The sequence below is a fragment of the Aeromonas sp. Y311-2 genome (genome assembly GCF_027706025.1).
In the GTDB taxonomy this organism is placed as follows: Bacteria; Pseudomonadota; Gammaproteobacteria; order Enterobacterales; family Aeromonadaceae; genus Aeromonas; species Aeromonas veronii.
Genome location: NZ_JAPDCL010000005.1, coordinates 46,352 through 71,063, shown reverse-complemented (window position 1 = coordinate 71,063; position 24,712 = coordinate 46,352). Strand labels below are relative to the sequence as shown.

Here is a 24,712-nt window from a genome sequence, read left to right as displayed (position 1 = left end):
ATCAGGGCCGGTAGTTGCCATGCTTTAGCTGCTCGACAATTTCGGCAGCCCGCACATCGTAACCATCCTGCTCTGTCTTGCTCAGGGTGTGGTAGATGCCAAAACGCTTGGCTGAGACCTCGGGGCTATCCTGAAACGACTCGCTCACCTTGCCCCACAGATAGGCCAACCCGTACTGTTTCTGACCCATATAGAGGGTGCTGAGGGAGGTGAACATGCGGCTGTTCACCTTGTCCCCCTCCTGATAGAGGGATAGGCCATGCTGCAGGGTGGCGATGGCCTTTTCCGGGTCGCTCTTGGCGTAGATACCGCCGAGCGCCAGTTGCAGCTCGGGTTCATCCAGCGCCTTGGTGCCTTCCAGAGCCATAAACTGTTGGCGAGCCAGCTCGTTGGTGTTGTTGGTCCAGTGCCAGAGCAGCAGGTAGGGATCTTGTGAATTGCGGGTCGCGGCATCGAGCTGGGCCAACTGATCCCCGGCCGCCAGCATTCCCTCTACCCGTGGGCTCTTCTGCTCGCGGGCATTCTTGTACTCAATGCTGGTGGAGCGCTCGGCACACTTAAGATAGCGCTCAAGGTTACGCATCAGCTCGTACTTGCGCCGATCCGTCCCCTCCTCCTTGAGATAGAAGCGACTGCGGATCACATCTGTACGCTCGTAGCGACACCAGCCATCGTCCACCAAATCCTGGCAGAGCTCGGGATGATTGCCACAGATGTTGTGGATCCGGTCGTCATTGCAGCCAGCCACGGCAAGGCCGACGGAAAGCATGATGAAGGTCTGTCGCAGGGGGAAATTGGCCATGGTTCACATCTTGTTGGTAACGCGGGTTGGTAACAACTGGCGCCTTTACGGGCCACCTCCGGCTAGCAAACCGGTTACATATCCATTACAATGCGCGCGCCATATAAGGCCGCGATTGCAGAATAATATAACGAAATATACACCCCTACACTGATCTGCATTCGACGAATTTTCTATTTACACCAACAACGTGAAATAAAGGATCTGGTCAATGACCCACGAGCACTACTTGCAAGCGTGGCAGGAGAGCCAGGAGCTCGCCGAAGCCATGCAGCCCTTGATTGGTCGCCTCTACCGACAACAAGGGGTCGAGATCACCCTCTACGGCCGCCCGCTGCAAAACGCCTCCACCATCGATATCCTCAAGGCCCACCGGGTCGTCCGCCGCCACCAGGGAGCTCCCCTCCCCATCCAGCAAAGCTTCCCCCTGCTTCAGGCCATCATTGCCCTCAAACCCACCGCCGCCGAGGTTGACCTTGGCAAGCTGGCAGTCGGCTACTGGCAGGATCATCAGGATGAAGCAGGGATCGAGGACTATCTGCAAGCGCGACTGGCACCGGCCCTTGGCCGCAGCCAGATGCCGCAGCCGACCGACGTGGTGCTCTACGGCTTTGGCCGTATCGGCCGCCTGCTGGCCCGCCTGCTGATCGAGCGTACCGGCGCCGCCAATCCGCTGCGACTGCGCGCCATCGTGGTACGCGGTGGTCGTGACGGAGATCTGGAGAAACGTGCCAGCCTGCTGCGACGCGACTCGGTGCACGGCCCCTTCAATGGCTCCATCGAGGTGGATGTGGAGCGCAGCGCCATCATCGCCAACGGCACCTTCATTCAGGTGATCTACGCCAATAGCCCAGCCGACATCGACTACACCGCCTACGGCATTCACGATGCGCTGATCGTCGACAACACCGGCGTCTGGCGTGACGAAGCAGGCCTCTCCGAGCACTTGAAGGCGCGCGGTGCCGGCAAGGTGTTGCTGACTGCCCCCGGCAAAGGGGAGATGAAGAACGTGGTGTTCGGGGTCAACCATGAGGTGATAGGCCCGGATGACAGGATCATCTCCGCCGCCTCCTGTACCACCAACGCCATCACCCCGGTGCTCAAGGTAATGCAGGAGCGGTTCGGCATCCGCCACGGCCACGTGGAGACGGTCCACTCCTACACCAACGATCAGAACCTCATCGACAACTATCACAAAGGCGAGCGCCGCGGTCGCAGCGCAGCCCTCAATATGGTGATGACCAGCACCGGTGCCGCCAAGGCGGTGGCCAAGGCGCTGCCCGAGCTCAAGGGCAAGCTGACCGGCAACGCCATCCGGGTGCCGACCCCCAATGTCTCGCTGGCAATTATCAACCTGTCGCTGGAGCAGGCTACCGATCGGGAAAGCCTCAACGCCTATCTGCAGCAGATGGCGCTAAGCTCGGCCCTCCATCGCCAGATCGACTTCAGCGCCAGTACCGAGCTGGTCTCCTCCGACATGGTGGGTTCCCGTTATGCGGGCATCGTTGACTCCCAGGCGACCATCGCCGAAGGGGATCACTGCGTGCTCTACGTATGGTATGACAACGAGTTCGGGTACAGTTGTCAGGTAGTGAGGGTGATGGAGCAGATGGCTGGCGTAGTCCGCCAGGATCTACCGGCATAGCCCGCCAGGATCTGCCGGGCTGACCCCGAAGTTTATGGCTCAATAGTTCAAGGAGAAGGCCGGATGTCGTTTCAACAGGGTGAATTTTTACAAGCTATCAGGCAGATGCCACAAGAGGTGTACGAGCGGCTCAAAACCGCAGTCGAGCTGGGCAAGTGGCCCGATGGCAAGCCCCTGACCGACGAGCAGAAGGCCACATCGCTGCAAGCCGTGATGGCCTGGCAGGCGATGCACCTCGACAACCCCGAGCACATGAACATCGGCCGCGACGGCGAGATCGTGATGAAGAGCAAGAGCGAGCTCAAACGTCAGTATCGCGACGAGGAAGAGATAGTGCGGGTCGACCTCAACCACTGAGTCTTACCCGGCAGGCCGCCCGCTGCGGCCACAACAGAGAGGGGAGCCATGATGGCTCCCCTCTTTTTCCTATCTATGCAGGATGACTCATCCCCCTCATCCCCAGCCCTTCTCCCGCCGGGGGAGAAGGGAGCAGACTCACAGCATGCGGAGAGTAAGCGAGCCACCAGCCGGCGATTTTCATGGCAAGCCTCGTGGCCAACAGCACCTCGATCTATCCCCTCTCCCGCCGGGAGAGGGTTAGGGTGAGGGCCGCAACGCTCAGGGAGTCAGCTCCCCTCGCAGCGACTGCTGCATCAGCTCGCGAATGCGGTGGGAGGGCAAGTCTTGGCTCAACAGGAAGTGCAGCTTGGTGAGTGCAGCCTCGGCGGTCATGTCAAAGCCCGAGATCACCCCGGCCCGCGACAGGGCGTTGCCGGTAGCATAACCCCCCATATTGACCTTGCCGTGCAGACACTGGCTCAAGTTGACGATGATGACGCCGCGGGCCGATGCCTCGGAAAGCAGCGCCAGCATGGCCGGGTTTTGCGGCGCATTGCCGACCCCGAATGACAACAGGATCAGCGCCTTCACCGGCTGTTGCAGGATATTGGCGATCACCTCACTGGAGATCCCCGGATAGAGGGTCACCACGCCGATCGGCTGGGGGGTAATGTCGTGCAGCACCAGCGGCCGTGCGGAGGGCACACCCAGCTCACCCGCTTCCAGCGAGATGGCGATCCCGGCATTGAGCAGCGGCGGATAGTTGGGGGAGTCGAAGGCGTGGAAGCCGTCGGCGTGCACCTTCTTGCTGCGGTTGCCGCGATAGAGCTGGTTGTTGAAGAACAGCGTCACCTCGTGGATCGGGTAGTTGGCCGCGATATAGAGGGCGTTGAGCAGGTTCTGCTGACCGTCGGAGCGCAACTCGGCCAGCGGGATCTGGGAGCCGGTGATGATGACCGGCTTGTGCAGATCTTCCAGCATGAAGGAGAGCGCCGAGGCGGTGAACGACATGGTGTCGGTGCCGTGCAGGATCACAAAGCCGTCGTACTTCTCATAGTTGTCGCGAATGTCTTCGGCGATGCGCTGCCAGTCCGCCGGGGTCATGTCGGAGGAGTCGATGAGGGGCGCATACTCGTGGATATGGTAATCCGGCATCTCGGGGCGGTGGAACTCGGGCATCCGCGCCAGACAGTCTTCCATAAAGCCCGCCATCGGCACGTAGCCGTGATCGGAACGCTGCATCCCAATGGTGCCGCCTGTGTAGGCAATGTAGATAGACTTCTTCACACCCTCTCCTCTTGATGAAGTGAACACCGCCGGAACATGAACCATGTCGGGGTGAACCACAATGTCAACGCCCGCCAGCGCCTCTGCGTGCAGCGGAAACCGGCGAATTATAGAGACTGGCGCCCCAAATGACAGCCGTTCCATGCACCCTTTTCGGCTTTTCTGCCCTCTACCTACATAGTGTTAAATGTCACAATAAACCACTAAAACGAGCATTAATACGACAAAGATGGAATTAAACGATGCTTTTTGCTACAATCCGCCGGATTTTACTAAAATCTCATCTGGATGCCTGAGCATTTCAGGCCCGCACAAGCCCCATCTTTCCTGGGGCGGGGAGATGTTTCCCCTTCTTTGCTGGCACATAAGCCACACTGTTTTCATCCCGGCTGAATCTGTAAGTCTTTTGCTATGAAAGACACAGCCAATCAACATGGGAGTACTGAATGTTACAACTTGATTCCTACGCAACGCTGGTCGCTGCCACTCTGGTATTGCTGCTTGGCCGGGTGTTGGTTACCCGAGTCGGGCTGCTGCGTACCTTCAACATCCCCAAACCGGTAGCCGGCGGCCTGGTGGTCGCGCTGGTACTGCTACTGCTGCGCTCCACCCTGCAGATGGAGCTGCAATTTGATACCAGCCTGCAAACCCCGCTGATGCTGGCCTTCTTCGCCTCCATCGGTCTCTCCGCCGATCTCGCCAGCCTGAAACGCGGCGGCAAGGCGGTGGTTACCTTCCTGATGGTGGTCACCGGCCTGCTGCTGGTGCAAAACAGTCTGGGTGTCGGTCTGGCTACCCTGCTCGGTCTGGATCCCCACATGGGGCTGCTGGCCGGCTCCATCACTCTCTCCGGCGGCCACGGCACCGGAGCGGCCTGGAGTGCCACCTTCTCCGAGAAGTACGGCGTGCAATCCGCCGCTGAGCTCGCCATCGCCTGTGCCACATTCGGTCTGGTGCTGGGCGGCCTGATTGGCGGCCCGGTGGCTCGCTATCTGGTGAAGAAAGTGCAGGTGCCCGGTGAGGAGCACAATCAGGATGAGGCCCCCCAGGGCTTCGAAATGCCGGATATGGAGCGCCCCCTCACCACTTTCAGCGTCATCGAGACGCTGGCACTGATCGCCATCAGCCTCAAGGGCGGCGAGCTGCTCTCCGCCTCGCTCAAAGGGGGCGCCTTCGAGCTGCCGATCTTCGTCTGCGTGCTGTTTGTCGGCGTGCTGCTGCGCAACGTCCTGACCCTGCTGAACTGGCATGAGGTGAGCGATCGCGAGGTCTCCCTGCTGGGCAACGTCAGCCTGTCGCTGTTCCTCGCCATGGCACTGATGAGCCTGAAACTGTGGGATCTGGCCAGCCTGGCGCTGCCCATCTTCATCCTACTGGCCGCCCAGACAGTGGCGATGGCACTCTACGCCATCTTCGTCACCTTCCGGGTGATGGGCAAAAATTACGATGCGGCCGTGCTGGCGGCAGGTCACTGTGGCTTTGGCCTCGGGGCCACCCCAACCGCGATTGCCAACATGCAGGCAATCACCCAGCGCTTCGGTCCCTCCCACCTGGCGTTTCTGGTTGTGCCCATGGTGGGCGCCTTCTTTATCGACATCATCAACGCCATGGTGATCAAGCTGTTTATGGCTATGCCATTCCTGTAATTCCCTTTCCGTCAGACGTATATGATCAGAGCCCACCTTTCGGTGGGCTCTTTGTTTGTTCTCTACTCGCCAGCTGACGCAGGCAGAGCCGGGGCTCGTATCCGGCACCAGGGTGACCCGCGAGCAACTCAGAAAACCCGAAATCCCCACATCCCGCACTCCCCCGAACAACAAAAAGCCCCGCACTCGACAGAGGGCGGGGCTTGATTATGTCAGCCGGAACAGACCGGGACGTGCACCTTACAGGATAAAGGTCGACACCTGCTGGTTCAGGTCAGCAGCACGCCCTTTGAGGCTGTGGGCCTGATCCAGATCGCGCATGGCAGATGCTGTGATCTCGTCACTCACATCCTTGATGGCGGTGGTGTTCTGGGTGATCTCGCCGGTCACCTGGGTCTGCTCCTCGGCGGCGGTGGCGATCTGGCCCGCCATGTCGGAGATGAGGGAGATGGCGCTGGTGATCTCTTCCAACGCGCGTACTGCCTGATCCGCATCCTGCACGCTGTTGTCCGCCAGCCCTTGACTGGTCTGCATCAGGCTCACCGCACGGGCAGTGGTCTGTTGCAGGGTCTCGATGGTGGACTGGATCTGCTGGGTGGAGTCCTGGGTACGGCGCGACAGCACCCGCACCTCGTCAGCGACCACCGCAAAACCACGACCCTGCTCACCGGCGCGAGCCGCCTCGATGGCTGCGTTCAACGCCAGCAGGTTGGTCTGCTCGGCAATCCCCTGAATGGTGGAGAGGATGCTGGTAATGGCCTGCGCGTGACGGCTCAGCTCGCCGATCACCTCGGTCGCCTGCCCAACCTCTTCGGCCAGACCATTGATGGACTGGCGGGTCTTGTTGACCAGCATCTTGCCCTGCTCACTGCTCTGGGCAGATTGCTGGGCAGCGGCGGCGGTGTTCTCGGCGTTGCCGGCGATCTCCATGGTGGCGCTCGCCATCTCGGTGACCGCCGTGGCGACCATGGTCACCTCCTGCTGCTGACGCTGCAGCTCGTCCACCGCGGCCTGGTTGGTCACCAGACTGCGCTCGGCATCGGCGTTCAGCTCGTTGGCCAGCTGACGGATATTGCCGATCAGCTGATGCTGGCTGCCGACGAAACGGTTGAAGCTGTTGGCCAGTTGGCCCACTTCGTCGTTGGCGTCGATCTTGATGCGCTGGGTCAGATCACCGTTACCATCGGCAATGCGGGCCAACGCCTGGGAGACCTTGGTGAGCGGGCCAAGCAGCATGCTGACCAGCCAGGAGATAGCGAGGATGCTACCCACCAGCACCAGTAGCGCCATCCCCAGCTGGGTCATCAGCAGGGAGGAGAGCGGCGCTTCCAGCGCGGCCTTGTCCAGCACCAGCACCAGTTCCCAATCCGTGTCGGGGATATCAGCCGCCCACAGCAGCTTGTCGCGACCTTCATTGTCAAAATAAGCTGGCACCAGCTCCTTGCTTGACTTGCTCTGCTCGATCAGCGCGTTGGTCAGATCGTTGTCGATCTCGCTGGCCGGTTTCATCGCCTTGGCAGCATCCTTGTAGGCGATGATGGTGCCATCCTTGTGCATCATGATGGCGAAACCGTCGGCAGGCAGCTGCATCTTGGTCACGTCTTCCACTAGCGAGGCGATGGAGAGGTCACCACCGACGACCCCCCAGAAACCGGCTGGGCCAGGGTCACCACCATGATGTTGTAAGCCACGTCGAGATAGGGTTTGGTGACAATCAGGCCACCTTTGCTCATCGCCTCCTGATACCAGCCACGAGAGCGCGGGTCGTAGCCATCGCGGTTGATGGAGGGATCGGAGTCATTCATCTTGCCGCTGCTCTCACCGAAATAGGTGAGCTGGAAACGGCCAGAAACCTGGGCCTGTTGCAGGGCATTGAGGGGGTCGGCACTGGCCTTGTTGCCGAGCGCCTGAATAACGTCGCGACGGGCGGCGAGCCAGTCGCTGACACGCTCGGCCTGCTGGGTACCCAGCCGTTGCAACTGCTCCTGGCTGCCTTGCAGCAACAGGGATTTCTGGCTGCTATAGCTCTGCCAGGAGAGCAACAAAATCACCAACGAAAGGGCGATCACCACTGACAACAGTATCTTCTGCTTGAGTGACAGGTTTTTCATCATGTGTTCTTCTTATTGAGGTGAGGAGCGGGTTTTTCCCTAAATTGCACAACACTACACGTAGTCATTAGCGACCCGAATGGCCAAAACTGAACCTGAAAATGGGTCGGCGGACGATATTTTCTACCGAGGTGGAGAAAAGTGCACCAGAAATTGACGGCATGAGCCGCACAAGCCAAGGCAACCCTGTTTATTCCTTCCACAATTGGCTAGAATATCCCGTTTTTAAATCACATCGACCCTGAGAGTTTTCACGATGTTCGAAGTTAATCCCGTATTAAATAAACTTAAGGAGCTGTCTGAGCGGACCGAGCTTCTTAGGGGGTACCTTTGACTATGACGCCAAGAAAGAGCGTCTAGAAGAGGTCAACGCCGAGCTGGAACAGCCGGACGTATGGAATGAACCCGAGCGCGCACAGGCGCTGGGCAAAGAGCGCGTCGCGCTGGAAAACGTGGTCGGCACCATCGACACCCTGACCCAGGGCGTGGATGACGTCGAGATGCTGGTGAGCCTGGCCGTGGAAGGGGAAGACGAAGAGACCTTCAACGAAGCCATCGCCGAATCCGAACAGCTGGAAGCCAAGCTGGTGGATCTCGAATTCCGCCGCATGTTCTCCGGTCAGCACGACGGCTCCGACTGCTATATCGACATCCAGTCCGGCTCCGGTGGTACCGAAGCACAGGATTGGGCCAACATGGTACTGCGCATGTACCTGCGCTGGGGCGATGCCCACGGCTACAAGCCCGAGCTGATTGAATGCTCCGAAGGCGACGTGGCTGGCATCAAGTCCGCCACCATCAAGTTCACCGGCGAATATGCGTTCGGCTGGCTGCGTACCGAAACCGGCGTACACCGTCTGGTTCGCAAGTCCCCGTTCGATTCCGGTGGCCGCCGTCACACCTCCTTCTGTTCTGTGTTCGTCTACCCCGAGATCGACGACGATATCGATATCGAGATCAACCCGGCGGATCTGCGGATCGACGTCTACCGCGCCTCCGGTGCCGGTGGTCAGCACGTTAACCGAACCGAATCCGCGGTGCGTATTACCCACGTTCCGACCGGTGTCGTGGTACAGTGCCAGAACGACCGTTCCCAGCACAAAAACAAAGACCAGTGTATGAAGCAACTGAAAGCCAAGCTCTACGAGCTGGAAATTCAGAAGCAGAACGCTGAGAAGCAAGCCCTGGAAGAGACCAAGTCTGATATCGGTTGGGGCAGCCAGATCCGTTCCTATGTGCTGGATGACTCCCGTATCAAGGATCTGCGCACCGGCGTCGAAACCCGTAATACCCAATCGGTGCTCGACGGTGACTTGGACAAGTTTATCGAAGCCAGCCTGAAATCAGGTCTGTAAACAAGCAGGAATCACCATGTCTGAACAAACCATCACTCCGGAAGTCGACCAAACTCTCGAACTTAACAACGAGATGACCGAGCGTCGTTCCAAGCTGGCCGCCCTGCGCGCCCAGGGTAATCCTTTCCCCAACGACTTCCGTCGCGACAGCCTCTCTGGCGATCTGCACGCAGAGTTCGACGACAAAAGCGCCGAGGAGCTGACGAGCCTGGGTAAACGGGTGAAGATTGCCGGTCGCATCATGACCCGCCGGATCATGGGCAAGGCTTCTTTCGCCACCCTGCAGGACATGGCCGGCAAGATCCAGGTCTACGTCACCCGTGACGACCTGCCGGAAGGTTTCTACAACGAGCAGTTCAAGAAGTGGGATCTGGGCGACATCGTGGGTGTCGAAGGTACCCTGTTCAAGACCCAGACCGGTGAGCTCTCCGTTCACGTTTCCGATATCCGCCTGCTGACCAAGGCACTGCGTCCGCTGCCCGAGAAGCACAAAGGTCTGACCGACCAGGAAGCTCGCTGCCGCCAGCGCTACCTGGATCTGATCGCCAACGAAGAGTCCCGCAAGACCTTCATGATCCGCACCCAGGTGGTTGCCGGTATCCGTAAATTCTTCAATGAAAAGCGCTTCATGGAAGTGGAAACCCCGATGATGCAAGTCATCCCGGGTGGCGCCTCCGCGCGTCCGTTCGTCACTCACCACAATGCGCTGGACATCGACATGTACCTGCGTATCGCTCCGGAGCTCTATCTGAAGCGTCTGGTGGTCGGTGGTTTCGAGCGTGTCTACGAGATCAACCGCAACTTCCGTAACGAAGGTATCTCGGTTCGTCACAACCCCGAGTTCACCATGATCGAGTTCTACATGGCCTACGCCGACTACATCGATCTGATGGACCTGACCGAAGAGCTGCTGCGCACCCTGGCGCAGGACATTCTGGGCGACACCAAGATCCGTTACGCCAAAGAGGGCGAAGAGGGTCTGACCATCGATTTCGGTCAGCCGTTCCAGCGCCTCACCATGGTCGAGTCCATCCTGAAGTTCAACCCGGACGTAACTCTGGACGATCTGGCTACCCTCGAGAGCGCCAAGGCCGTTGCCAAGCGTCTGCACATCGAGCTGATGAAGGGTTGGGAGCTGGGCCACGTGATCACCGCGATCTTCGAAGAGACCGTGGAGCACATGCTGCTGCAACCGACCTTCATCACCGAGTACCCGGCTGCCGTATCTCCGCTGGCCCGCCGCAACGACGTGAACCCGGATGTAACCGACCGCTTCGAATTCTTCATCGGTGGCCGCGAGCTGGCCAACGGCTTCTCCGAGCTGAACGATGCAGAAGACCAGGCCAAGCGCTTCCAGGATCAGGTTGATCAGAAAGAAGCAGGCGACGACGAAGCCATGTTCTACGACGCCGACTTCGTCACCGCACTGGAGCACGGCCTGCCGCCGACTGCCGGTCAGGGTATCGGTATCGACCGTCTGGTGATGCTGTTCACCAACAGCCACACCATCCGTGACGTCATTCTGTTCCCGGCCTTGCGTCCGCAGAAGTAAGGTTCATGCCCGCCGGGATCCATCCCGAGCGCGATAGCTTGAAAACGCCCCGCAACAGCGGGGCGTTTTTCTATCTCCTTTACCGCCAAATCACTTTATAAATTCAATAATGGAATAAAGAAGATATTTTTATTCTTTGTTGTTATCCAAAACGCCCTTTAATCTGGCCAAAAATCAGACCATGGAAGACGCGTGTGATGCAATTGAAGGATTCCCCATTCTACCTCTCCCCCCTATCTGACGAGCAGCAACGTCAGCTGGGCCAGGTACTCTCGACCCTCAATACCCAGCAACTGGCCTGGGTGAGCGGATATCTCTACGGCCTCTCCCAGAGCGGTCACCAGAACGTTGCTGCCAGCGCCGCCGTGGCTGCGCCCAGCGGCAGCCTGACCATTCTCTACGGCTCCCAGACAGGCAACGCCAAAGGGGTCGCGAGTGCCATCAAGGCGCAGGCCGAGGCCCGCGGCCTAACGGTCACCCTAGCGTCTATGGCCGACTACAAACCCAAGCAGCTCAAGAAAGAGAGCCACCTGCTGGTGGTAGTGAGCACTTACGGGGAGGGTGAACCACCTGAAAGCGCCGTCGATCTGTTCGAGCAACTTAAAAAAGGCAAGATTGGCAAGCTGGACGGGCTCAAGTTCGCGGTACTGGGGCTGGGTGACAGCTCCTACGAATTTTTCTGCCAGACCGGCAAAGATTTTGACAACTTCCTCGCCAAAGCAGGGGCCGAGCGCATTTATGAGCTCGCGAGCCTCGATGTGGATTATCAGGATGCGGCCAAGAGTTGGGGCGAGCAGGCACTCAACGCCATTGCCACGACCCTCTCTACCGGTGTGGCCAGCAACGTAGCCAGCGCGGTGCAGCAGGCGGTTGGCCACAGCCAGTACAGCAAGGAGAATCCCTTCCCTGCCCGCCTGTCGGTCAATCAGAAGATCACCGGCCGGGATTCCACCAAGGATATCCGCCATATCGAGATCAATCTGGCCGACTCTGGCCTCACCTATCAGCCGGGGGATGCCCTCGGTGTCTGGTTCGACAATGACGCCGACCTGGTGGGGGAAGTGCTGGCCCTGACCGGCCTCTCCGGTGATGAAGCCACGGCCCACGGCACCTTGCGCGCTGCCCTGACCAGTCACTTCGAACTGACCCGGCTGCACGGCGGCTTTATCACAGGACTCGCTGACATATCGGACAACGCAGCGCTGAAAGATCTGGCTGGCGACAAGGCCCAGGTCAATGCACTGATCGCCTCTGCCCAAGTGGTGGATGTACTGAAACGCTTCCCGACCGCACTCACTACCGAGCAACTGGTCAGCCTGCTGCGCCCCCTCACCCCGCGCCTCTACTCCATCGCCTCCGCCCAAAGCGAAGTGGAAGAGGAGGTACACCTGACCGTCGGCGTGGTGCGTTACCCGCAGGAAGATGGCACTGTGCGCTCTGGCGCCGCCTCCTCCTATCTGGCAGACCGGCTCATTGAGGATGGTGAGGTGCGGGTATTCATCGAGCACAACGACAACTTCCGCCTGCCCGCCAATCCCGATACCCCCGTCATCATGGTGGGCCCGGGCACCGGCATCGCCCCGTTCCGCGCCTTTATACAGGAGCGGGAAGCTCAGGGCGCGGAAGGCAAGAACTGGCTCTTCTTCGGCAACCCCCACTTTACCCAGGATTTCCTCTATCAGGTGGAGTGGCAGCGTTATGTGAAATCGGGGCTGCTGTCGAAGATCTCGCTAGCCTTCAGCCGGGATCAGACCAACAAGATCTATGTGCAGGACCGCCTGCGCGAGGCAGGGCTTGAGCTCTACCAGTGGCTGGAAGCAGGCGCTCACTTCTATGTGTGTGGTGACGCCAACAAGATGGCCAAGGATGTGCAGGAGGCCCTGCTGGAAGTGATTGCCGAACACGGTCACAAGAGCCGTGAGGAAGCAGAAGAGTATTTGAGCGAATTGCGTCGTGCCAAACGTTATCAAAGGGATGTCTATTGATGAGCAAACAACCTCTTTCTCACCCAAAAGCGGGACCGGTCGAAGGGCCGCGGGCCGACAACGAGCGCCTCAAGCGCGAGAGCAACTTCCTGCGCGGCACCATAGAGCAAGATCTGCAGGACCCGCTCACCGGCGGCTTTAACGGCGACAACTTCCAGCTGATCCGCTTTCACGGCATGTACCAGCAGGATGACCGCGACATCCGCCCGGAGCGCGCCGCCCAGAAGCTGGAGCCGCTGCACAACGTCATGCTGCGTGCCCGCCTGCCGGGTGGGATCATCACCCCGGCCCAGTGGCAGATCATCGACAAGTTCGCCGAAGAGCACAGCCTCTACGGCAGCATCCGCCTGACCACCCGTCAGACCTTCCAGTTCCACGGGGTGTTGAAGCGTGACATCAAGCTGATGCACCAGACCCTCAACAGCACCGGCATCGACTCCATCGCCACCGCAGGCGACGTAAACCGCAACGTACTCTGCACCAGCAACCCGGTGGAGTCCGAGCTGCATCAGGAGGCCTACGAGTGGGCCAAGAAGATCTCCGAGCATCTGCTGCCCAAGACCCGCGCCTACGTGGAAATCTGGCTGGACGGTGAAAAACTGGGGCAGGATGAGGAGCCGATCCTGGGCTCCAACTACTTGCCGCGCAAATTCAAGACCACTGTGGTGATCCCGCCCCACAATGACGTGGATATCCACGCCAACGATCTCAACTTCGTAGCCATTGCCGAAGGTGGCAAACTGGTGGGCTTCAACGTGCTGGTGGGCGGCGGCCTAGCCATGACCCACGGCGACACCAGCACCTACCCGCGCAAGGCGAGCGACTTTGGCTTTATTCCGCTCTCCCACGTGCTGGAGGTGGCGGCCGCCGTGGTCAGCACCCAGCGCGACTGGGGTAACCGGGTAAACCGCAAGAACGCCAAGACCAAGTACACCCTTGAACGGGTTGGCGTCGAAGCCTTCAAGGCCGAGGTGGAGAGCCGCGCCGGCATCCAGTTCGGGCCGGTTCGCCCCTATGAGTTCACCAGCCGGGGCGATCGCTTCGGTTGGGTCGAGGGGATCGACGGCAAGCACCACCTCACCCTGTTTATCGAGAATGGCCGCCTGCTGGACTTCCCGGGCAAGCCGCTCAAAACCGGCATGCTGGAGATCGCCAAGGTGCATCAGGGGGATTTTCGCCTGACCGCCAACCAGAACCTGATCATCGCCGGGGTGCCTGCCAGCGAGAAGGCCCGCATCGAAGGGCTGGCACGCCAATACGGCCTGCTGGATGACGGCGTAAGCGAGCAGCGCAAGCAGTCCATGGCTTGTGTGGCACTGCCTACCTGCCCGCTGGCGATGGCTGAAGCGGAGCGCATGCTGCCGGCGTTTGTCACCGACATCGAAGGCTTACTGGCCAAGCACGGCCTGGCGGATGACGCCATCATCTTCCGGGTCACCGGTTGCCCCAACGGCTGCGGCCGCGCCATGCTGGCGGAAGTGGGTCTGGTGGGCAAGGCGCCCGGCCGCTACAACCTCCATCTGGGGGGCAACCTGGAGGGCACCCGCATTCCGCGCCTCTATCAGGAGAACATCACCGAGCCGCAGATTTTGGCCGAACTCGACGCGTTGATCGGCCGCTGGGCCACCGAGCGAAATCAGGGTGAGTGCTTCGGCGACTTCGTGATCCGGGTTGGGGTGATTGCGCCCGTTATCGATTCTGCGAGGGACTTCTATGCCGCTTAATCTGCCGCTTAATGTCACTGAAGATGGCCGCCTTGACCTGCAGGCGCTGCTAGCCCTCGGCCGTGAGGAGCAAGTCGAGGCGCTAGCCCCCCTCAACCGGGAGCTGGATACCATGAGTGCCCCCGAGCGGGTGCGCTGGGCCCTGGCAAATCTGCCGGGGGAGCATGTGCTCTCATCCAGCTTCGGCATTCAGGCGGCGCTGATGCTCCATCTGGTAAGCCGCGAGCGGGCCGACGTGCCCGTGGTGCTGACCGATACCGGTTATCTGTTCCCGGAGACCTACCGTTTCATCGACGAGCTGACCGAGCGCCTCGCGCTCAACCTGAAGATCTACCGGGCCGAGCTCAGCCCGGCCTGGCAGGAGGCGCGATTTGGCCTCTTGTGGGAGCAGGGCGTGGAGGGGATTACCCGCTACAACCAGCTCAATAAGGTGGAGCCGATGGACCGCGCCCTGCGTGAGCTGGGGGCCCAGACCTGGTTCTCCGGCCTGCGCCGGGAGCAGTCCGGCAGCCGTGGCAAGCTGCCGGTGCTCGGCATCCAGCGCGGCCGCTTCAAGTTCCTGCCGGTGATCGACTGGAGCAACAAGGATGTCTTCTACTACTTCAAGGAGTTCGACCTCCCCTACCACCCGCTGTGGGAGCAGGGTTATCTCTCGGTGGGCGATGTCCACACCACCGCCAAATGGGAGCCCGGCATGAGCGAGGAGCAGACCCGCTTCTTCGGCCTCAAGCGCGAGTGCGGTTTGCACGAGGAAAATGGCGAGAACGACGGCTCAGGCATCTAATCCCGTCTTGAAAACCCAACAGAACAACAAGGGCATCCGAAGATGCCCTTGTTGTTATTTGCCCATTAGCATTCGTCCGTCAGCGGCGCTGCCAGGTCTCGAAGCTATAGGGGTGCGGGTTCTTCTCATCGGCAGGGTGGCTCTCACAATCAACGCGTTGCCACTGACCATCGTCAAAAGCAGGGAAGCGGGTATCCCCCTCCACCGCCAGATCGATGCGGGTCAGGTAGAGACAATCCGCGCTCGGCAACATCTCGGCATAGAGATGACCACCACCGATCACCATCAACTCCTCCACCGAGCTGCCTGCCAACAGCGCCAGCGCCGCCTCGACGGAGCCCACCACCTCAATGCCCTCAGCCTGATAGTCGGGATTGCGGCTGATCACCAGATTGCGCCGTCCGGGCAGCGGTCGACCGATGGATTCGAAGGTTTTGCGCCCCATCAATACCGGTTTACCGAGGGTGACACGCTTGAAGTGGGCCAAGTCAGCAGGCATATGCCAAGGCATCAGGTTATTCTTGCCGATCACCTGCTTTTTCGCGAGGGCAGCAATCATAGAAATCTTCACGGTATCAGTATCTCACTTCACCATTCATATAATGGGGCGGTTACGATACACGACCAGAGACGGAATAGCCAAACCGAAACTGAGGGCACCGACGATAAAGAGCGCCTTGAGGCCGTTCTCCACCGCACTCTGGATCAACTCCATGGTCACGCCATTGATGTTGAGCTCCACCACCGCAATCATGGTCTTGAAGGCATAACTCCCCGGGATCATCGGAATGATGGAGGCAACGCTGAACACCGGACGAGGCGCCAGCAGACGGCGAGACCAGTAGACGCAGACAAAGCCGACCGTGGTCGCCGCCGCCAGCGTCGCCCACTCGATGGGCATGCCATAGTGGATCAGCAGGGTACGCAGACTGTGGGCCAGCGCGCCGCCCATGGCGCAATACTTCAGCATCCGTGGTGGCACGTTGAACAACATGGCAAACCCCACCGCCGGAATGGAGGACCAGAAGGCATCCTTGGCCAGTAGCCAGAGCAAATCCATCATACTTTCCACCCCCAGATCCCGGTGACCGACATGGCCAAAATGATACCTATGGCGGCGCTGATGGTCAGCAGGGTCGCTGTCCCCCAGCGGGCCAGCCCCATGTTGAAGTAGCCCTTCACCATGTCGGAGACCGCATTGATCAGCGGAAAGCCCGGCACCAGCAGCAGCACGCTGGCCGCCATGGCGAGATAAGGCTGGTCACCCCAGTTAAAGAAGGTGGCGCTGGAGGAGAGCAAAGTAGCGATAAAGCCGGTGGCGGCAAAATTGATGAGCGGGCTATGGTGATGGCGGGCCATCAGCTGGCGCACCCGCATCGCCACGGCAGACGAGAAGCAGGTCACCAGGAAGATAGGCCAGTCACCGCCAAACAGCAGGCTAAAGGCACCACAGGAGAGCCCCACCATGGGGACCACCAGCCAGGGGTGATAGTGGAAGGGGACGATGGCTTCGAGGCGCTGGCGCACTTCACGGGCACCGATCAGCTCTTTTTCCGCCATGATGCAGATCCGCTGGATCTCGCACACCACCTGCATATTGATGCCGTGTTCGCGCACCCGCCGGGTAGTGGTGACGCAACCCCCCTGATAGAGACTGGTGAGCACGATGGCACTGGAAGAGATGGCCATTTCGACACTCTCCAGCCCCAGCGCCATCCCCAGCCGCACCGTGGTCTGCTCGATGATCCGGCTCTCCGCCCCGAACTGGGCCAACATCTGACCCACCTTGACGATAATGCGGGTGATCTCTGTCTGTTGCTCCCGCGACAACACCCGTCTTGGTGTGATACTTCTCATAATCCCTTCGAGTCGTAGCAATAAAAATTTCGGCCATATTAGCCTAACTTTTACTGTTATTCATCCACCTCTATCACAACCTGACTAATTAGTTATTACAAGAAGGAGAAAAGAAATTACATCACAAATACATTACGACTAACATTAAAAACCATAACAATCAGGTCGCCAGCAATTCCCTTTATTATGGCCTCACCGATTTGGCTGAAATATCATTCAAGGGGGTTATTGCAGATTATTTGCGACGTCGATAGTCCGCCAGACGGATTATTTTACCACTGCCATCGCTTTCAGGCGGAGGGTCCCCCTCTTCTCTGAACTGGCTCATTTCGCTGCGCATCAAATAAAAAGATTCCCGCATCATGTTGGTAATCCGGATACAGCTATCAAGATTGTTTTTCGCCAGCCGGCGCTGACCATCAATCTTGAACTGCAACCCGCGCAGACGGCGCTGCTGATCGGGGCTCGCACGGGCCATCAACTGGTCGATCTGCTGCTCCAGAATGGCATCCAGCCGGGAAGGCTCACTCGCAGCCAACTCCTTCAGGGTGTCAAAATCAGGCAACTCCATATGCCCTCCTTGGCGACTATTGCTGGCAACACACTGCGGTACCACACCATCACGTCCCAGCCATATAAATCTGTATATACGACGCGGCTAAAAAGGGTTCAATCCATCCACTGGCGACTAAACCGGACAATGGTCACTACGAGGGTGTCTATCTATTTTAATTGTGTTTGGAAACAAGCGATTGTTTTTAATTCATGCGAGATAAAACACTTATACATTTTAGGTTGTGATTTTCTGTTTTTTATTGCAAATAAAAATCCGGGTGGCCTTATTTTGCTTCATTCGACACTTTATTCTTCCCTCACCGACCCGCGTCATCTCCTGACGGTTTAACATATCTCACTGATTATGTTATTTTAATTGCCACTTTTATCGGACATTCAAGAGCAGACCATGAGCAAGGCAAAAATCGGTATCGTCACCGTCAGCGATCGCGCCAGCGCGGGCATCTATGAAGACCTCTCCGGCAAGGCCATCATCGACACCCTGAACGCTTATCTGACCTCGGAGTGGGAACCTGTCTATCAGGTGATCCCCGATGAGCAGGAGCAGATTGAAGCAACCCTGATCCGGCTGGCGGATGAGGAGCAGTGTTGCCTCATCGTCACCACAGGCGGCACCGGCCCGGCCAAGCGGGATGTCACGCCAGAAGCGACCGAGGCGGTATGTGATCGCATGATGCCGGGCTTTGGCGAGCTGATGCGGGCCGAATCCCTCAAATTTGTGCCGACCGCCATTCTGTCGCGCCAGACTGCCGGACTGCGCGACGATACCCTGATCGTCAATCTGCCGGGCAAGCCCAAATCAATCCGCGAATGTCTGGATGCCGTCTTCCCCGCCATCCCCTACTGTATCGATTTGATGGAAGGGCCGTATCTCGAGTGCGATGAAACTGTCATCAAGCCGTTTCGGCCGAAAAAATAGCGAACCCGACCATAAAAAATAATGGCGAGCCACGGCTCGCCATTATTTTTAACTCATCTGTCTGCGCAGAAAAACCACATCAATTATTTGCGGCCGAATACTTTTACGCCCGCTTTGCTGCGCTCTGAATTACCGTACACTTCGATTTTTTTCACACAACGGCGCGAGCCCAGTGATTTCCACTCGGTCTCTTTATCACTGCTCATTTCCCGATCGAAACGAATGGTCTTTGTACGATCACCACCATAGGTCACCACCACCCGATCCAGGGTCAAATCACGCTCTGCCTTCACCTTGATATATTTGGTCTGACGGCAAACCACCAAAGGAATTGTCGCACCATGATCACCGGCTCCCAGCAAAATAGTCCGCCCCAGCGTGAACTGATCGTCACCGGCATGGCTGGCTGACGCCACCACCAGCAAGGCACCACCCAGCAAGCTGCGTGCAGAAAAACGGGAATTCCAGATAGACATCAAGGACATAACACCTCCAATAAAAAATGGAGTGTGATGATAAGGGTTAAACCATAACGGAAGCTGTATCACGGCTGAATTTGCTGCGAATGTGCGGGGATCAACAGAGAAAACAGCACGACTTTTCGGCAAAAAGAGAAGAGCCGCAGATAGCGGCCCTTGCGGCAAGAGAGCGCTTAGCGTTCCATAATTTGGGTCACGTCATCTTTCTTGATCATTACCTCGCGCCCTTCATGATCGTAATAGCGATACATGCCGGTGCTCTCGTCCAGCTTGGGTTTGCTCTCTGTGGTGATCATCTTGCCATCCTTGGTGCTCATGATGTATTGGGAGCTGCATGCCACCAGCCCCAGAGTGCACACCAGGATCATCATCAGTTTTTTCATTGCGGCCTCTTCTGCGATCATCCTCACCACGAGGATGTTTCTTGAAGCCTAGTTCAATCGCACGGCACGGGATGGCGCGATGAGCAAAGCGGGATCGCCGTCAATAATCAGCGACTTAGCCTAGTTATCTGGCCGGGTGGCGAGCGCAATGAAAAAGGCCGGACATCTCTGTCCGGCCTCTTCTGTTCAGCGCAAGAACGCAATCATGACTTGGCGGGCTGACGCTCACCGGTCACGGTCGGGTTCTTGGGATCGGAACTCCACTCGTACCAACCACCGTCGTAGACGCTGATCTGTTTCCAGTCCATCAGCCAAGCGTAGAAGAAGGCCTCGGAGGCTCGCCAGCCGGTACCGCAGTAGAACGCCGCCTGCTGGGTTGGCTCGATGTTCCACTGGTCCCACATGGCGAGGATCTCGCGGGCCGGCTTCATGGTGCCGTCCGGGTTGTGGAAGTCGCTCATGCTGTTGGCATCGACGCCACCATGACCCCATTTGGCCCCCGGAATATCGCCCTTCGGCTTGATGTAGCTGTAACCTGAGGTGTTGCCGACAAACTCGTCCCAGGTACGCACACTGACCAGCGCGCTATCGGGCTTCTTGAGCAGCTCTTTCGCCTGACTTAGCGTGGTGTAGTACTCGGGGTGAGCGGGAATGGCCACGCCAAACTCCTTCACCGGCTCATATTTGTTGGGCAGACCAGTTTCGGTGCGCAGGTGCTGGATAAACCAGGCATCCAGACCACCGTCCAGCAGGCGCACATCTTCCACCCCCGCATACATCATCAGGTGCGCGGCTCGGGCGGCCGCCATGGTGTTGCGACCGTAAAGGATGACGGTGGTGTCGTGACGGATGCCGTTATCCAGCAGCAGCTTCTTGAGCGCTTCGTCAGAGACCTTGTTCCACAGCGGCTCCTCTTCGAGGCTGTTGGTATCGATATAACCTGCCCCCGGGATGTGACTGATGAGGTAGGCCTTGGGTGAACCCCAATCCACTTCAAACAACTTCCAGTCACCCTTGGGCGCAGCGGCAACCGGCTTGCCCTCTTGCAGATCCGCCAACCAGCGCGGATAGACCAGCTGCTGCCAGCGTGCCAGCGACTCGCGCGGTGCGGCTTGCCACCCTTGCAGCTCGAACAGCTGCTTGATCCCCTGCTTGCGCAGCAGACGGGCCACCTCGGCCACTTCGCGGGACGCACCGTAGAGGGCAACCGGACGATCGGCCTTCAGTCCCTTGATCTCGAGGGCCTTTGGCCACTCTTCATCGCTGTATTTCCACTCGGCAGAGAGGTTCTCGGCGCCCGCCACATGGCCGCCCTGCTTCTCCCCTTCCATCGGCCACCCCTGATAGAAGTAGCTGGCGCGGGTATCCAGGATGACAGCCTGTTTGGCCTTGGCATCGGCCAGCGAGAGCGGTGGCAACTCCCCTGCCACGGCGGGCAGGGCACACCAGAGCAGTAAGGTCGCCAGCGCGGCCTGCAGGAAGCGAAGATGTCGTTTCATGGTGATTTCTCGATTCATAGTGAACAAGGTTAAAAAATGGAGCGACCCAGCCGCTCGGCCAGCAGCTCCAGCGCCGCCGTGCCCGCCAGCGAGTTGCCGGCTTTGTTGAGCTCGGGCGACCAGACACAGACGCAGAGCTCGCCCGGGATCAGGGCGATGATACCGCCGCCGACCCCCGATTTGCCCGGCATGCCGACCCGATAGGCAAAATCGCCCGCCTCGTCATAGAGGCCGCAGGTGGCGAGCAGGGCGTTGACCTGTTTGGTGGTGCGGGCGGGCAGCAGCGGTACGCTCTCGCCCAGTGGCACACCACGGTTGGCCAGATAGATGAATGCCCGCGCCAGATCGACGCAGCTCATGCGGATGGCACAGGCATTGAAGTAGCTTTGCAGCACCTTGTCCACTTCGTTTTCGAAGTTGCCGTAGGCCTTCATCAGATAGGCGATGGCGGCGTTGCGGGCAGAGTGCTGATATTCGGAGCGAGCGACGACCTGATCCGCCATGATGGCTGGGTTGCCCGAGAGTCGGCGCACCAGCTCGAGGGTACGCTGACGGGGCGCAGTGAGGCGGGTCTCCAGCAGATCGCTCACTACCAGCGCTCCGGCATTGATAAAGGGGTTGCGGGGGATCCCCTGCTCGAACTCGAGCTGTACCAGCGAGTTGAAGGGCTGGCCGGAGGGCTCCTTGCCGACACGGACCCAGATCTCCTCCTCCTGATAGAGAGTGAGTGCCAGGGTCAGGCTCAGGGCCTTGGAGATACTCTGGATGGAGAAGGGTTCAAAAGCGTCACCGGCAGTGAACAGCTCCCCCTCGACGGTACAGACTGCGATACCAAGCCGATCGGCCGGTACCTGAGCCAGTGCCGGAATGTAGTCGGCCACCTTGCCTTGTCCCAGCAACGGGCGCACCTCTTCAAGGATGCTGGCCAGTAATTCGGATGACAACACCATAAGCAATAAGCGATTCCATGACTAAAACAGCGGTGGAGATCCCATCCCCACTGACAAAAATCCCGCCAGCGGCGGGATTTTTCAGTTACCCACAACAAGGCGCCAGATGCGGCAACCTTGTATCAGGCCGGTTCACCGTACCAGAGGTCGAACAACTCGGTAACGACCACGGCTTCCATCCCCTTGCCTTCCAGCCAGGATTTGACGGCAGCGCGGTCTTCTTCGGTACACTTGCCCAGTTGCTGGGTGCAGATCATCCCTTCCCAGGCCAGGTGACCGGAGCCGGCAAAAGCCAGTTTACGGGGTTCAACAACCTCATCGATCATCGCATCGACTACCGCATCGATGGTCTCTTCGGCAGTGCCGACCGGGAAGTTGAAACTGATGTCGAAACCCATTTCCTGGAATTCATCGACGCGCAGTTTCTTGCGCAGGCGGCGGCTACGATTGGCCATGATAGCTCCTCAAGTTAGTTGATACGCTAGGTGTGTTGACGTGCCAGCTTAGCTGACACGCTTGAAAATCAGATCCCAAACCCCGTGGCCGAGACGGTGGCCACGTTGTTCAAATTTGGTCAGCGGACGCCAGTCCGGACGCGGCACCCAGTTGCCGGTGGCAGAGGTGTTCTCGTAACCCTCGGCGGCGCTCATCACTTCCAGCATGTGCTCGGCATAGTTTTCCCAGTCAGTCGCCATGTGGAACACGCCACCGATGGCCAGCTTCTGGCGAATATCCTGGGCAAACGCAGGCTGTACGATGCGGCGCTTGTGGTGACGGCTCTTGTGCCAGGGATCCGGGAAGAAGAGCTGCAGGCAGGAGAGTGAACCGTTCGGGATCATGTGCTCCAGCACCTCGACCGCATCGTGGCAGATCACCTTCAGATTGGTGACGCCCGCTTCCTGAGCGCTGCCCAGACAGGCACCCACGCCCGGGGAGTGTACTTCAATGCCGATGAAGTTCTTCTCGGGGGCATTCTTGGCCATCTCAACCAGAGAGGCGCCCATGCCAAAACCGATCTCCAGCACCACAGGTGCTTCACGGCCAAACAGCGCGACCAGATCGAGCTGCTTTGGCTCGAAATCGATGCCCATGACCGGCCAGAGCTCTTCCAGGGCCTTCTCCTGCCCTTTGGTCAGGCGGCCTTCGCGACGGACAAAGCTGCGGATCTTGCGCATGAACTTGCCGTCTTCGTTAAATACATCTTGGGTCACAGGCATAATGGTCTCGTTATTTCATCAATCCGGGTAATACATCTTGTGTTCGATCCCGAGCGGGACCGCTCGCGGCTCGGCATTTCATCGACCCGCGAAAACAGGGGAGCGAATTATCCCAAGATAGGCCCAAGGCGCAAGTGTTTCGCGCAACAAATATTCCGGCCATCCACTTCCCTGCCCCCTCACTGGCATCACCATACCGACTAACCGTCCAATATAATCCGCAGCAGAGTCGTTCCAGCCCTTTTTTGGCGATTTTTGTGACAATCATTGCCTCATTTCTGAAATCTGATACAAACGGATAACCTGGCGGTCGAATGGAGCGACCGCCCACATGCCGAGAGAATTGTCTATGCAGCCGTTTTTTGCCCAGCGCTTCGAGAAGGTTGAACCTTCCTTTATCCGTGAAATCCTCAAAGTTGCCGCCAATCCGGAGATCATCTCCTTCGCTGGTGGCCTGCCCAATCCCCACCTGTTTCCGGTCAAGGCGATCGATCAGGCCTGTCAGGATGTGCTGCGCGAGCAAGGGGCTGCAGCCCTGCAATATGCGGCGACCGAGGGCTTCGCCCCGCTGCGCCAATATATTGCCGACCGCTATCTGGCCCGCCACGGCATGCAGGTCAATCCGGACAACATCCTGATCACCAGCGGCTCCCAGCAGGCGCTGGATCTGCTGGGCAAGGTGCTGATCGACGAGGGTCAGGATCTCATCATCGAAGAGCCGGGTTACCTTGGTGCCATTCAGGCTTTTTCTGTCTACCAGCCCACCTTCAAGCCGATCACCCTTGAAGAAGAGGGTCTGGATCTGGCGGCGCTGGATGCGCTGCTGGCAAGCGGATCCAGTGCCAAGCTGCTCTACGGCGTGCCCAACTTCCAGAACCCGAGCGGTGTCTCTTATAGCCGTGCCAACCGCGAGGCACTGGCCGAGCGACTGGTGCGCCACGATCTGTTGATGGTGGAAGATGATCCCTACGGCGAGCTGCGCTTCGAGGGCGAGCATCTCCCCCCGATTGCCAAGCTGGCGCCAAACAATACCGTGCTGCTCGGCTCTTTCTCGAAAACCGTGGTGCCCGCCTTCCGTCTGGGCTGGATGGTGATGCCGGAGTGGCTGCGCAAGAAGGTGACCATCGCCAAGCAGGCGACCGATCTGCACAGCAACGCCTTCAGCCAGCAGGTACTGCACCGCTTCCTGACCGACAACTCCCTCGACGCTCACTTGGAGAAGATCAAGGAGGTCTATGGCCGCCAGCGTGCCGCCATGGAGGCCGCGCTGGCCCGTCACTGCCCGCCCGGTGTCAGCTACACCCGACCGGAAGGGGGCATGTTCCTCTGGCTGACCCTGCCAGCCCACATCAGTGCCATGGCGCTATTTGACGAGGCGATCAAGGAGAAGGTGGCCTTCGTACCCGGCGCACCCTTCTACGTGCGCCCCGAGATCAAGAACACCCTGCGCCTGAGCTTCTCCTGCGTCGATGAAGCAACCATCGAGGAGGGGGTCAAACGCTTGGCTCGCGCCCTCCAGCGCATGCTCTGATCGTCAGACAAACGGTACCAACAAAAAACCAGCGGCGATCGCTGGTTTTTTTATGCTCCCCATTCAACCGT

Annotated in this window: 22 protein-coding genes and 1 pseudogene; 10 read left to right on the top strand and 13 right to left on the bottom strand. The window is 58.9% G+C overall.

Annotated elements, in window-relative coordinates:
* Window position 1: 1 nt before the first annotated feature.
* Window positions 2–802 carry a DUF2989 domain-containing protein gene (locus OKC42_RS06760; protein WP_042082765.1) on the bottom strand — a complete coding sequence of 267 codons (801 nt, stop codon included), beginning with the start codon at window positions 800–802 and terminating at the stop codon, window positions 2–4.
* A gap of 211 nt (window positions 803–1,013) precedes the next feature.
* Here OKC42_RS06760 and OKC42_RS06755 point away from each other — a divergent pair, with 211 nt between their 5' ends.
* Together OKC42_RS06755 and OKC42_RS06750 are read left to right on the top strand one after the other, a co-directional pair.
* Window positions 1,014–2,447, top strand: a complete 1,434-nt coding sequence (locus OKC42_RS06755) for a glyceraldehyde-3-phosphate dehydrogenase (protein ID WP_270819288.1) — start codon at window positions 1,014–1,016, stop codon at window positions 2,445–2,447.
* Between the two features lie 63 nt (window positions 2,448–2,510).
* Window positions 2,511–2,804 carry a YeaC family protein gene (locus OKC42_RS06750; protein WP_042061025.1) on the top strand — a complete coding sequence of 98 codons (294 nt, stop codon included), beginning with the start codon at window positions 2,511–2,513 and terminating at the stop codon, window positions 2,802–2,804.
* Between the two features lie 261 nt (window positions 2,805–3,065).
* On the opposite strand, the gene ansA is transcribed toward OKC42_RS06750, so the two are convergent.
* The gene (ansA, locus tag OKC42_RS06745) at window positions 3,066–4,073 is read right to left on the bottom strand and encodes an asparaginase (RefSeq protein ID WP_042054747.1); all 1,008 of its coding nucleotides are present in this window, start codon (window positions 4,071–4,073) and stop codon (window positions 3,066–3,068) included.
* A 446-nt stretch (window positions 4,074–4,519) separates the two neighbouring features.
* Between ansA and gltS the strand changes: the two genes are divergently transcribed.
* Window positions 4,520–5,719, top strand: coding sequence for a sodium/glutamate symporter (gene gltS / locus OKC42_RS06740; RefSeq protein ID WP_005348115.1), 1,200 nt, complete (start codon window positions 4,520–4,522; stop codon window positions 5,717–5,719).
* A 240-nt stretch (window positions 5,720–5,959) separates the two neighbouring features.
* Here the strand turns inward: gltS and OKC42_RS06735 are convergent.
* Window positions 5,960–7,830: pseudogene (locus tag OKC42_RS06735) on the bottom strand (methyl-accepting chemotaxis protein).
* 256 nt (window positions 7,831–8,086) lie between these two features.
* On the opposite strand from OKC42_RS06735, the gene prfB reads away from it, so the two are divergent.
* The 5 genes from prfB to OKC42_RS06710 all read left to right on the top strand — a co-directional run bounded on the left by prfB (window position 8,087) and on the right by OKC42_RS06710 (window position 15,230).
* Window positions 8,087–9,185 (top strand): peptide chain release factor 2 gene (gene prfB / locus OKC42_RS06730; protein ID WP_100645262.1). Its coding sequence is split into 2 segments (ribosomal slippage): window positions 8,087–8,161 and window positions 8,163–9,185, totalling 1,098 coding nucleotides; the frame shifts between segments, so codons are not numbered across the junction.
* A 16-nt stretch (window positions 9,186–9,201) separates the two neighbouring features.
* Window positions 9,202–10,737, top strand: coding sequence for a lysine--tRNA ligase (gene lysS, locus OKC42_RS06725; protein WP_005335201.1), 1,536 nt, complete (start codon window positions 9,202–9,204; stop codon window positions 10,735–10,737).
* Between the two features lie 197 nt (window positions 10,738–10,934).
* Window positions 10,935–12,722 (top strand): assimilatory sulfite reductase (NADPH) flavoprotein subunit, encoded by a 1,788-nt coding sequence (locus OKC42_RS06720; RefSeq protein ID WP_270819382.1) that lies wholly within the window; start codon window positions 10,935–10,937, stop codon window positions 12,720–12,722.
* Entirely contained in the window at window positions 12,722–14,446 is a 1,725-nt protein-coding gene (cysI, locus tag OKC42_RS06715) for an assimilatory sulfite reductase (NADPH) hemoprotein subunit (protein WP_270819286.1), read from the top strand. Before OKC42_RS06720 ends, cysI begins: the two co-directional genes overlap by 1 nt.
* Complete coding sequence (locus OKC42_RS06710; protein ID WP_005335204.1) at window positions 14,436–15,230, top strand: phosphoadenylyl-sulfate reductase; 795 nt, start codon at window positions 14,436–14,438, stop codon at window positions 15,228–15,230. The genes cysI and OKC42_RS06710 overlap by 11 nt, the downstream gene beginning before the upstream one ends.
* A 79-nt stretch (window positions 15,231–15,309) precedes the next feature.
* Here the strand turns inward: OKC42_RS06710 and folA are convergent, their stop codons facing one another.
* From folA to OKC42_RS06690, 4 genes are all read right to left on the bottom strand, one after another.
* Window positions 15,310–15,801 carry a type 3 dihydrofolate reductase gene (folA, locus tag OKC42_RS06705; protein ID WP_041234339.1) on the bottom strand — a complete coding sequence of 164 codons (492 nt, stop codon included), beginning with the start codon at window positions 15,799–15,801 and terminating at the stop codon, window positions 15,310–15,312.
* Between the two features lie 24 nt (window positions 15,802–15,825).
* Entirely contained in the window at window positions 15,826–16,293 is a 468-nt protein-coding gene (locus OKC42_RS06700; RefSeq protein ID WP_026035076.1) for a threonine/serine exporter family protein, read from the bottom strand.
* Window positions 16,290–17,087 carry a threonine/serine exporter family protein gene (locus tag OKC42_RS06695; RefSeq protein WP_005348133.1) on the bottom strand — a complete coding sequence of 266 codons (798 nt, stop codon included), beginning with the start codon at window positions 17,085–17,087 and terminating at the stop codon, window positions 16,290–16,292. Before OKC42_RS06695 ends, OKC42_RS06700 begins: the two co-directional genes overlap by 4 nt.
* A gap of 235 nt (window positions 17,088–17,322) precedes the next feature.
* Window positions 17,323–17,658, bottom strand: coding sequence for a DUF3135 domain-containing protein (locus OKC42_RS06690; RefSeq protein ID WP_005348142.1), 336 nt, complete (start codon window positions 17,656–17,658; stop codon window positions 17,323–17,325).
* A 393-nt stretch (window positions 17,659–18,051) separates the two neighbouring features.
* Here OKC42_RS06690 and mog point away from each other — a divergent pair, with 393 nt between their 5' ends.
* Entirely contained in the window at window positions 18,052–18,582 is a 531-nt protein-coding gene (gene mog / locus OKC42_RS06685) for a molybdopterin adenylyltransferase (RefSeq protein ID WP_005348144.1), read from the top strand.
* An 83-nt stretch (window positions 18,583–18,665) separates the two neighbouring features.
* Here mog and OKC42_RS06680 read toward each other — a convergent pair whose 3' ends face one another.
* From OKC42_RS06680 to trmB, 6 genes are all read right to left on the bottom strand, one after another.
* A complete protein-coding gene (locus OKC42_RS06680; RefSeq protein WP_005335217.1) occupies window positions 18,666–19,067 on the bottom strand; it encodes a DUF2541 family protein in 402 nt (133 codons plus the stop codon).
* Between the two features lie 167 nt (window positions 19,068–19,234).
* Complete coding sequence (locus OKC42_RS06675; protein ID WP_144714317.1) at window positions 19,235–19,444, bottom strand: YgdI/YgdR family lipoprotein; 210 nt, start codon at window positions 19,442–19,444, stop codon at window positions 19,235–19,237.
* A gap of 203 nt (window positions 19,445–19,647) precedes the next feature.
* Window positions 19,648–20,943 carry a sulfurtransferase gene (locus OKC42_RS06670; protein WP_064335634.1) on the bottom strand — a complete coding sequence of 432 codons (1,296 nt, stop codon included), beginning with the start codon at window positions 20,941–20,943 and terminating at the stop codon, window positions 19,648–19,650.
* 29 nt (window positions 20,944–20,972) lie between these two features.
* Window positions 20,973–21,893, bottom strand: a complete 921-nt coding sequence (gene glsB, locus OKC42_RS06665; RefSeq protein WP_236376192.1) for a glutaminase B — start codon at window positions 21,891–21,893, stop codon at window positions 20,973–20,975.
* A 122-nt stretch (window positions 21,894–22,015) separates the two neighbouring features.
* A complete protein-coding gene (locus OKC42_RS06660) occupies window positions 22,016–22,348 on the bottom strand; it encodes a YggL family protein (RefSeq protein WP_005348158.1) in 333 nt (110 codons plus the stop codon).
* A gap of 48 nt (window positions 22,349–22,396) precedes the next feature.
* Window positions 22,397–23,110 (bottom strand): tRNA (guanosine(46)-N7)-methyltransferase TrmB, encoded by a 714-nt coding sequence (trmB, locus tag OKC42_RS06655; protein ID WP_100653060.1) that lies wholly within the window; start codon window positions 23,108–23,110, stop codon window positions 22,397–22,399.
* A 349-nt stretch (window positions 23,111–23,459) separates the two neighbouring features.
* On the opposite strand from trmB, the gene OKC42_RS06650 reads away from it, so the two are divergent.
* Entirely contained in the window at window positions 23,460–24,641 is a 1,182-nt protein-coding gene (locus tag OKC42_RS06650; protein WP_270819285.1) for an aminotransferase-like domain-containing protein, read from the top strand.
* The last annotated feature ends 71 nt before the right edge of the window (window positions 24,642–24,712 follow it).

Coding starts and splice junctions, on each gene's coding strand:
- OKC42_RS06760 (WP_042082765.1), bottom strand. CDS start 802: ATGGCCAATTTCCCCCTGCGACAGACCTTCATCATGCTTTCCGTCGGC.
- OKC42_RS06755 (WP_270819288.1), top strand. CDS start 1,014: ATGACCCACGAGCACTACTTGCAAGCGTGGCAGGAGAGCCAGGAGCTC.
- OKC42_RS06750 (WP_042061025.1), top strand. CDS start 2,511: ATGTCGTTTCAACAGGGTGAATTTTTACAAGCTATCAGGCAGATGCCA.
- gltS (WP_005348115.1), top strand. CDS start 4,520: ATGTTACAACTTGATTCCTACGCAACGCTGGTCGCTGCCACTCTGGTA.
- lysS (WP_005335201.1), top strand. CDS start 9,202: ATGTCTGAACAAACCATCACTCCGGAAGTCGACCAAACTCTCGAACTT.
- OKC42_RS06720 (WP_270819382.1), top strand. CDS start 10,935: ATGCAATTGAAGGATTCCCCATTCTACCTCTCCCCCCTATCTGACGAG.
- cysI (WP_270819286.1), top strand. CDS start 12,722: ATGAGCAAACAACCTCTTTCTCACCCAAAAGCGGGACCGGTCGAAGGG.
- OKC42_RS06710 (WP_005335204.1), top strand. CDS start 14,436: ATGCCGCTTAATCTGCCGCTTAATGTCACTGAAGATGGCCGCCTTGAC.
- OKC42_RS06700 (WP_026035076.1), bottom strand. CDS start 16,293: ATGATGGATTTGCTCTGGCTACTGGCCAAGGATGCCTTCTGGTCCTCC.
- OKC42_RS06695 (WP_005348133.1), bottom strand. CDS start 17,087: ATGAGAAGTATCACACCAAGACGGGTGTTGTCGCGGGAGCAACAGACA.
- OKC42_RS06690 (WP_005348142.1), bottom strand. CDS start 17,658: ATGGAGTTGCCTGATTTTGACACCCTGAAGGAGTTGGCTGCGAGTGAG.
- mog (WP_005348144.1), top strand. CDS start 18,052: ATGAGCAAGGCAAAAATCGGTATCGTCACCGTCAGCGATCGCGCCAGC.
- OKC42_RS06680 (WP_005335217.1), bottom strand. CDS start 19,067: ATGTCCTTGATGTCTATCTGGAATTCCCGTTTTTCTGCACGCAGCTTG.
- OKC42_RS06675 (WP_144714317.1), bottom strand. CDS start 19,444: ATGAAAAAACTGATGATGATCCTGGTGTGCACTCTGGGGCTGGTGGCA.
- OKC42_RS06670 (WP_064335634.1), bottom strand. CDS start 20,943: ATGAAACGACATCTTCGCTTCCTGCAGGCCGCGCTGGCGACCTTACTG.
- glsB (WP_236376192.1), bottom strand. CDS start 21,893: ATGGTGTTGTCATCCGAATTACTGGCCAGCATCCTTGAAGAGGTGCGC.
- OKC42_RS06660 (WP_005348158.1), bottom strand. CDS start 22,348: ATGGCCAATCGTAGCCGCCGCCTGCGCAAGAAACTGCGCGTCGATGAA.
- trmB (WP_100653060.1), bottom strand. CDS start 23,110: ATGCCTGTGACCCAAGATGTATTTAACGAAGACGGCAAGTTCATGCGC.
- OKC42_RS06650 (WP_270819285.1), top strand. CDS start 23,460: ATGCAGCCGTTTTTTGCCCAGCGCTTCGAGAAGGTTGAACCTTCCTTT.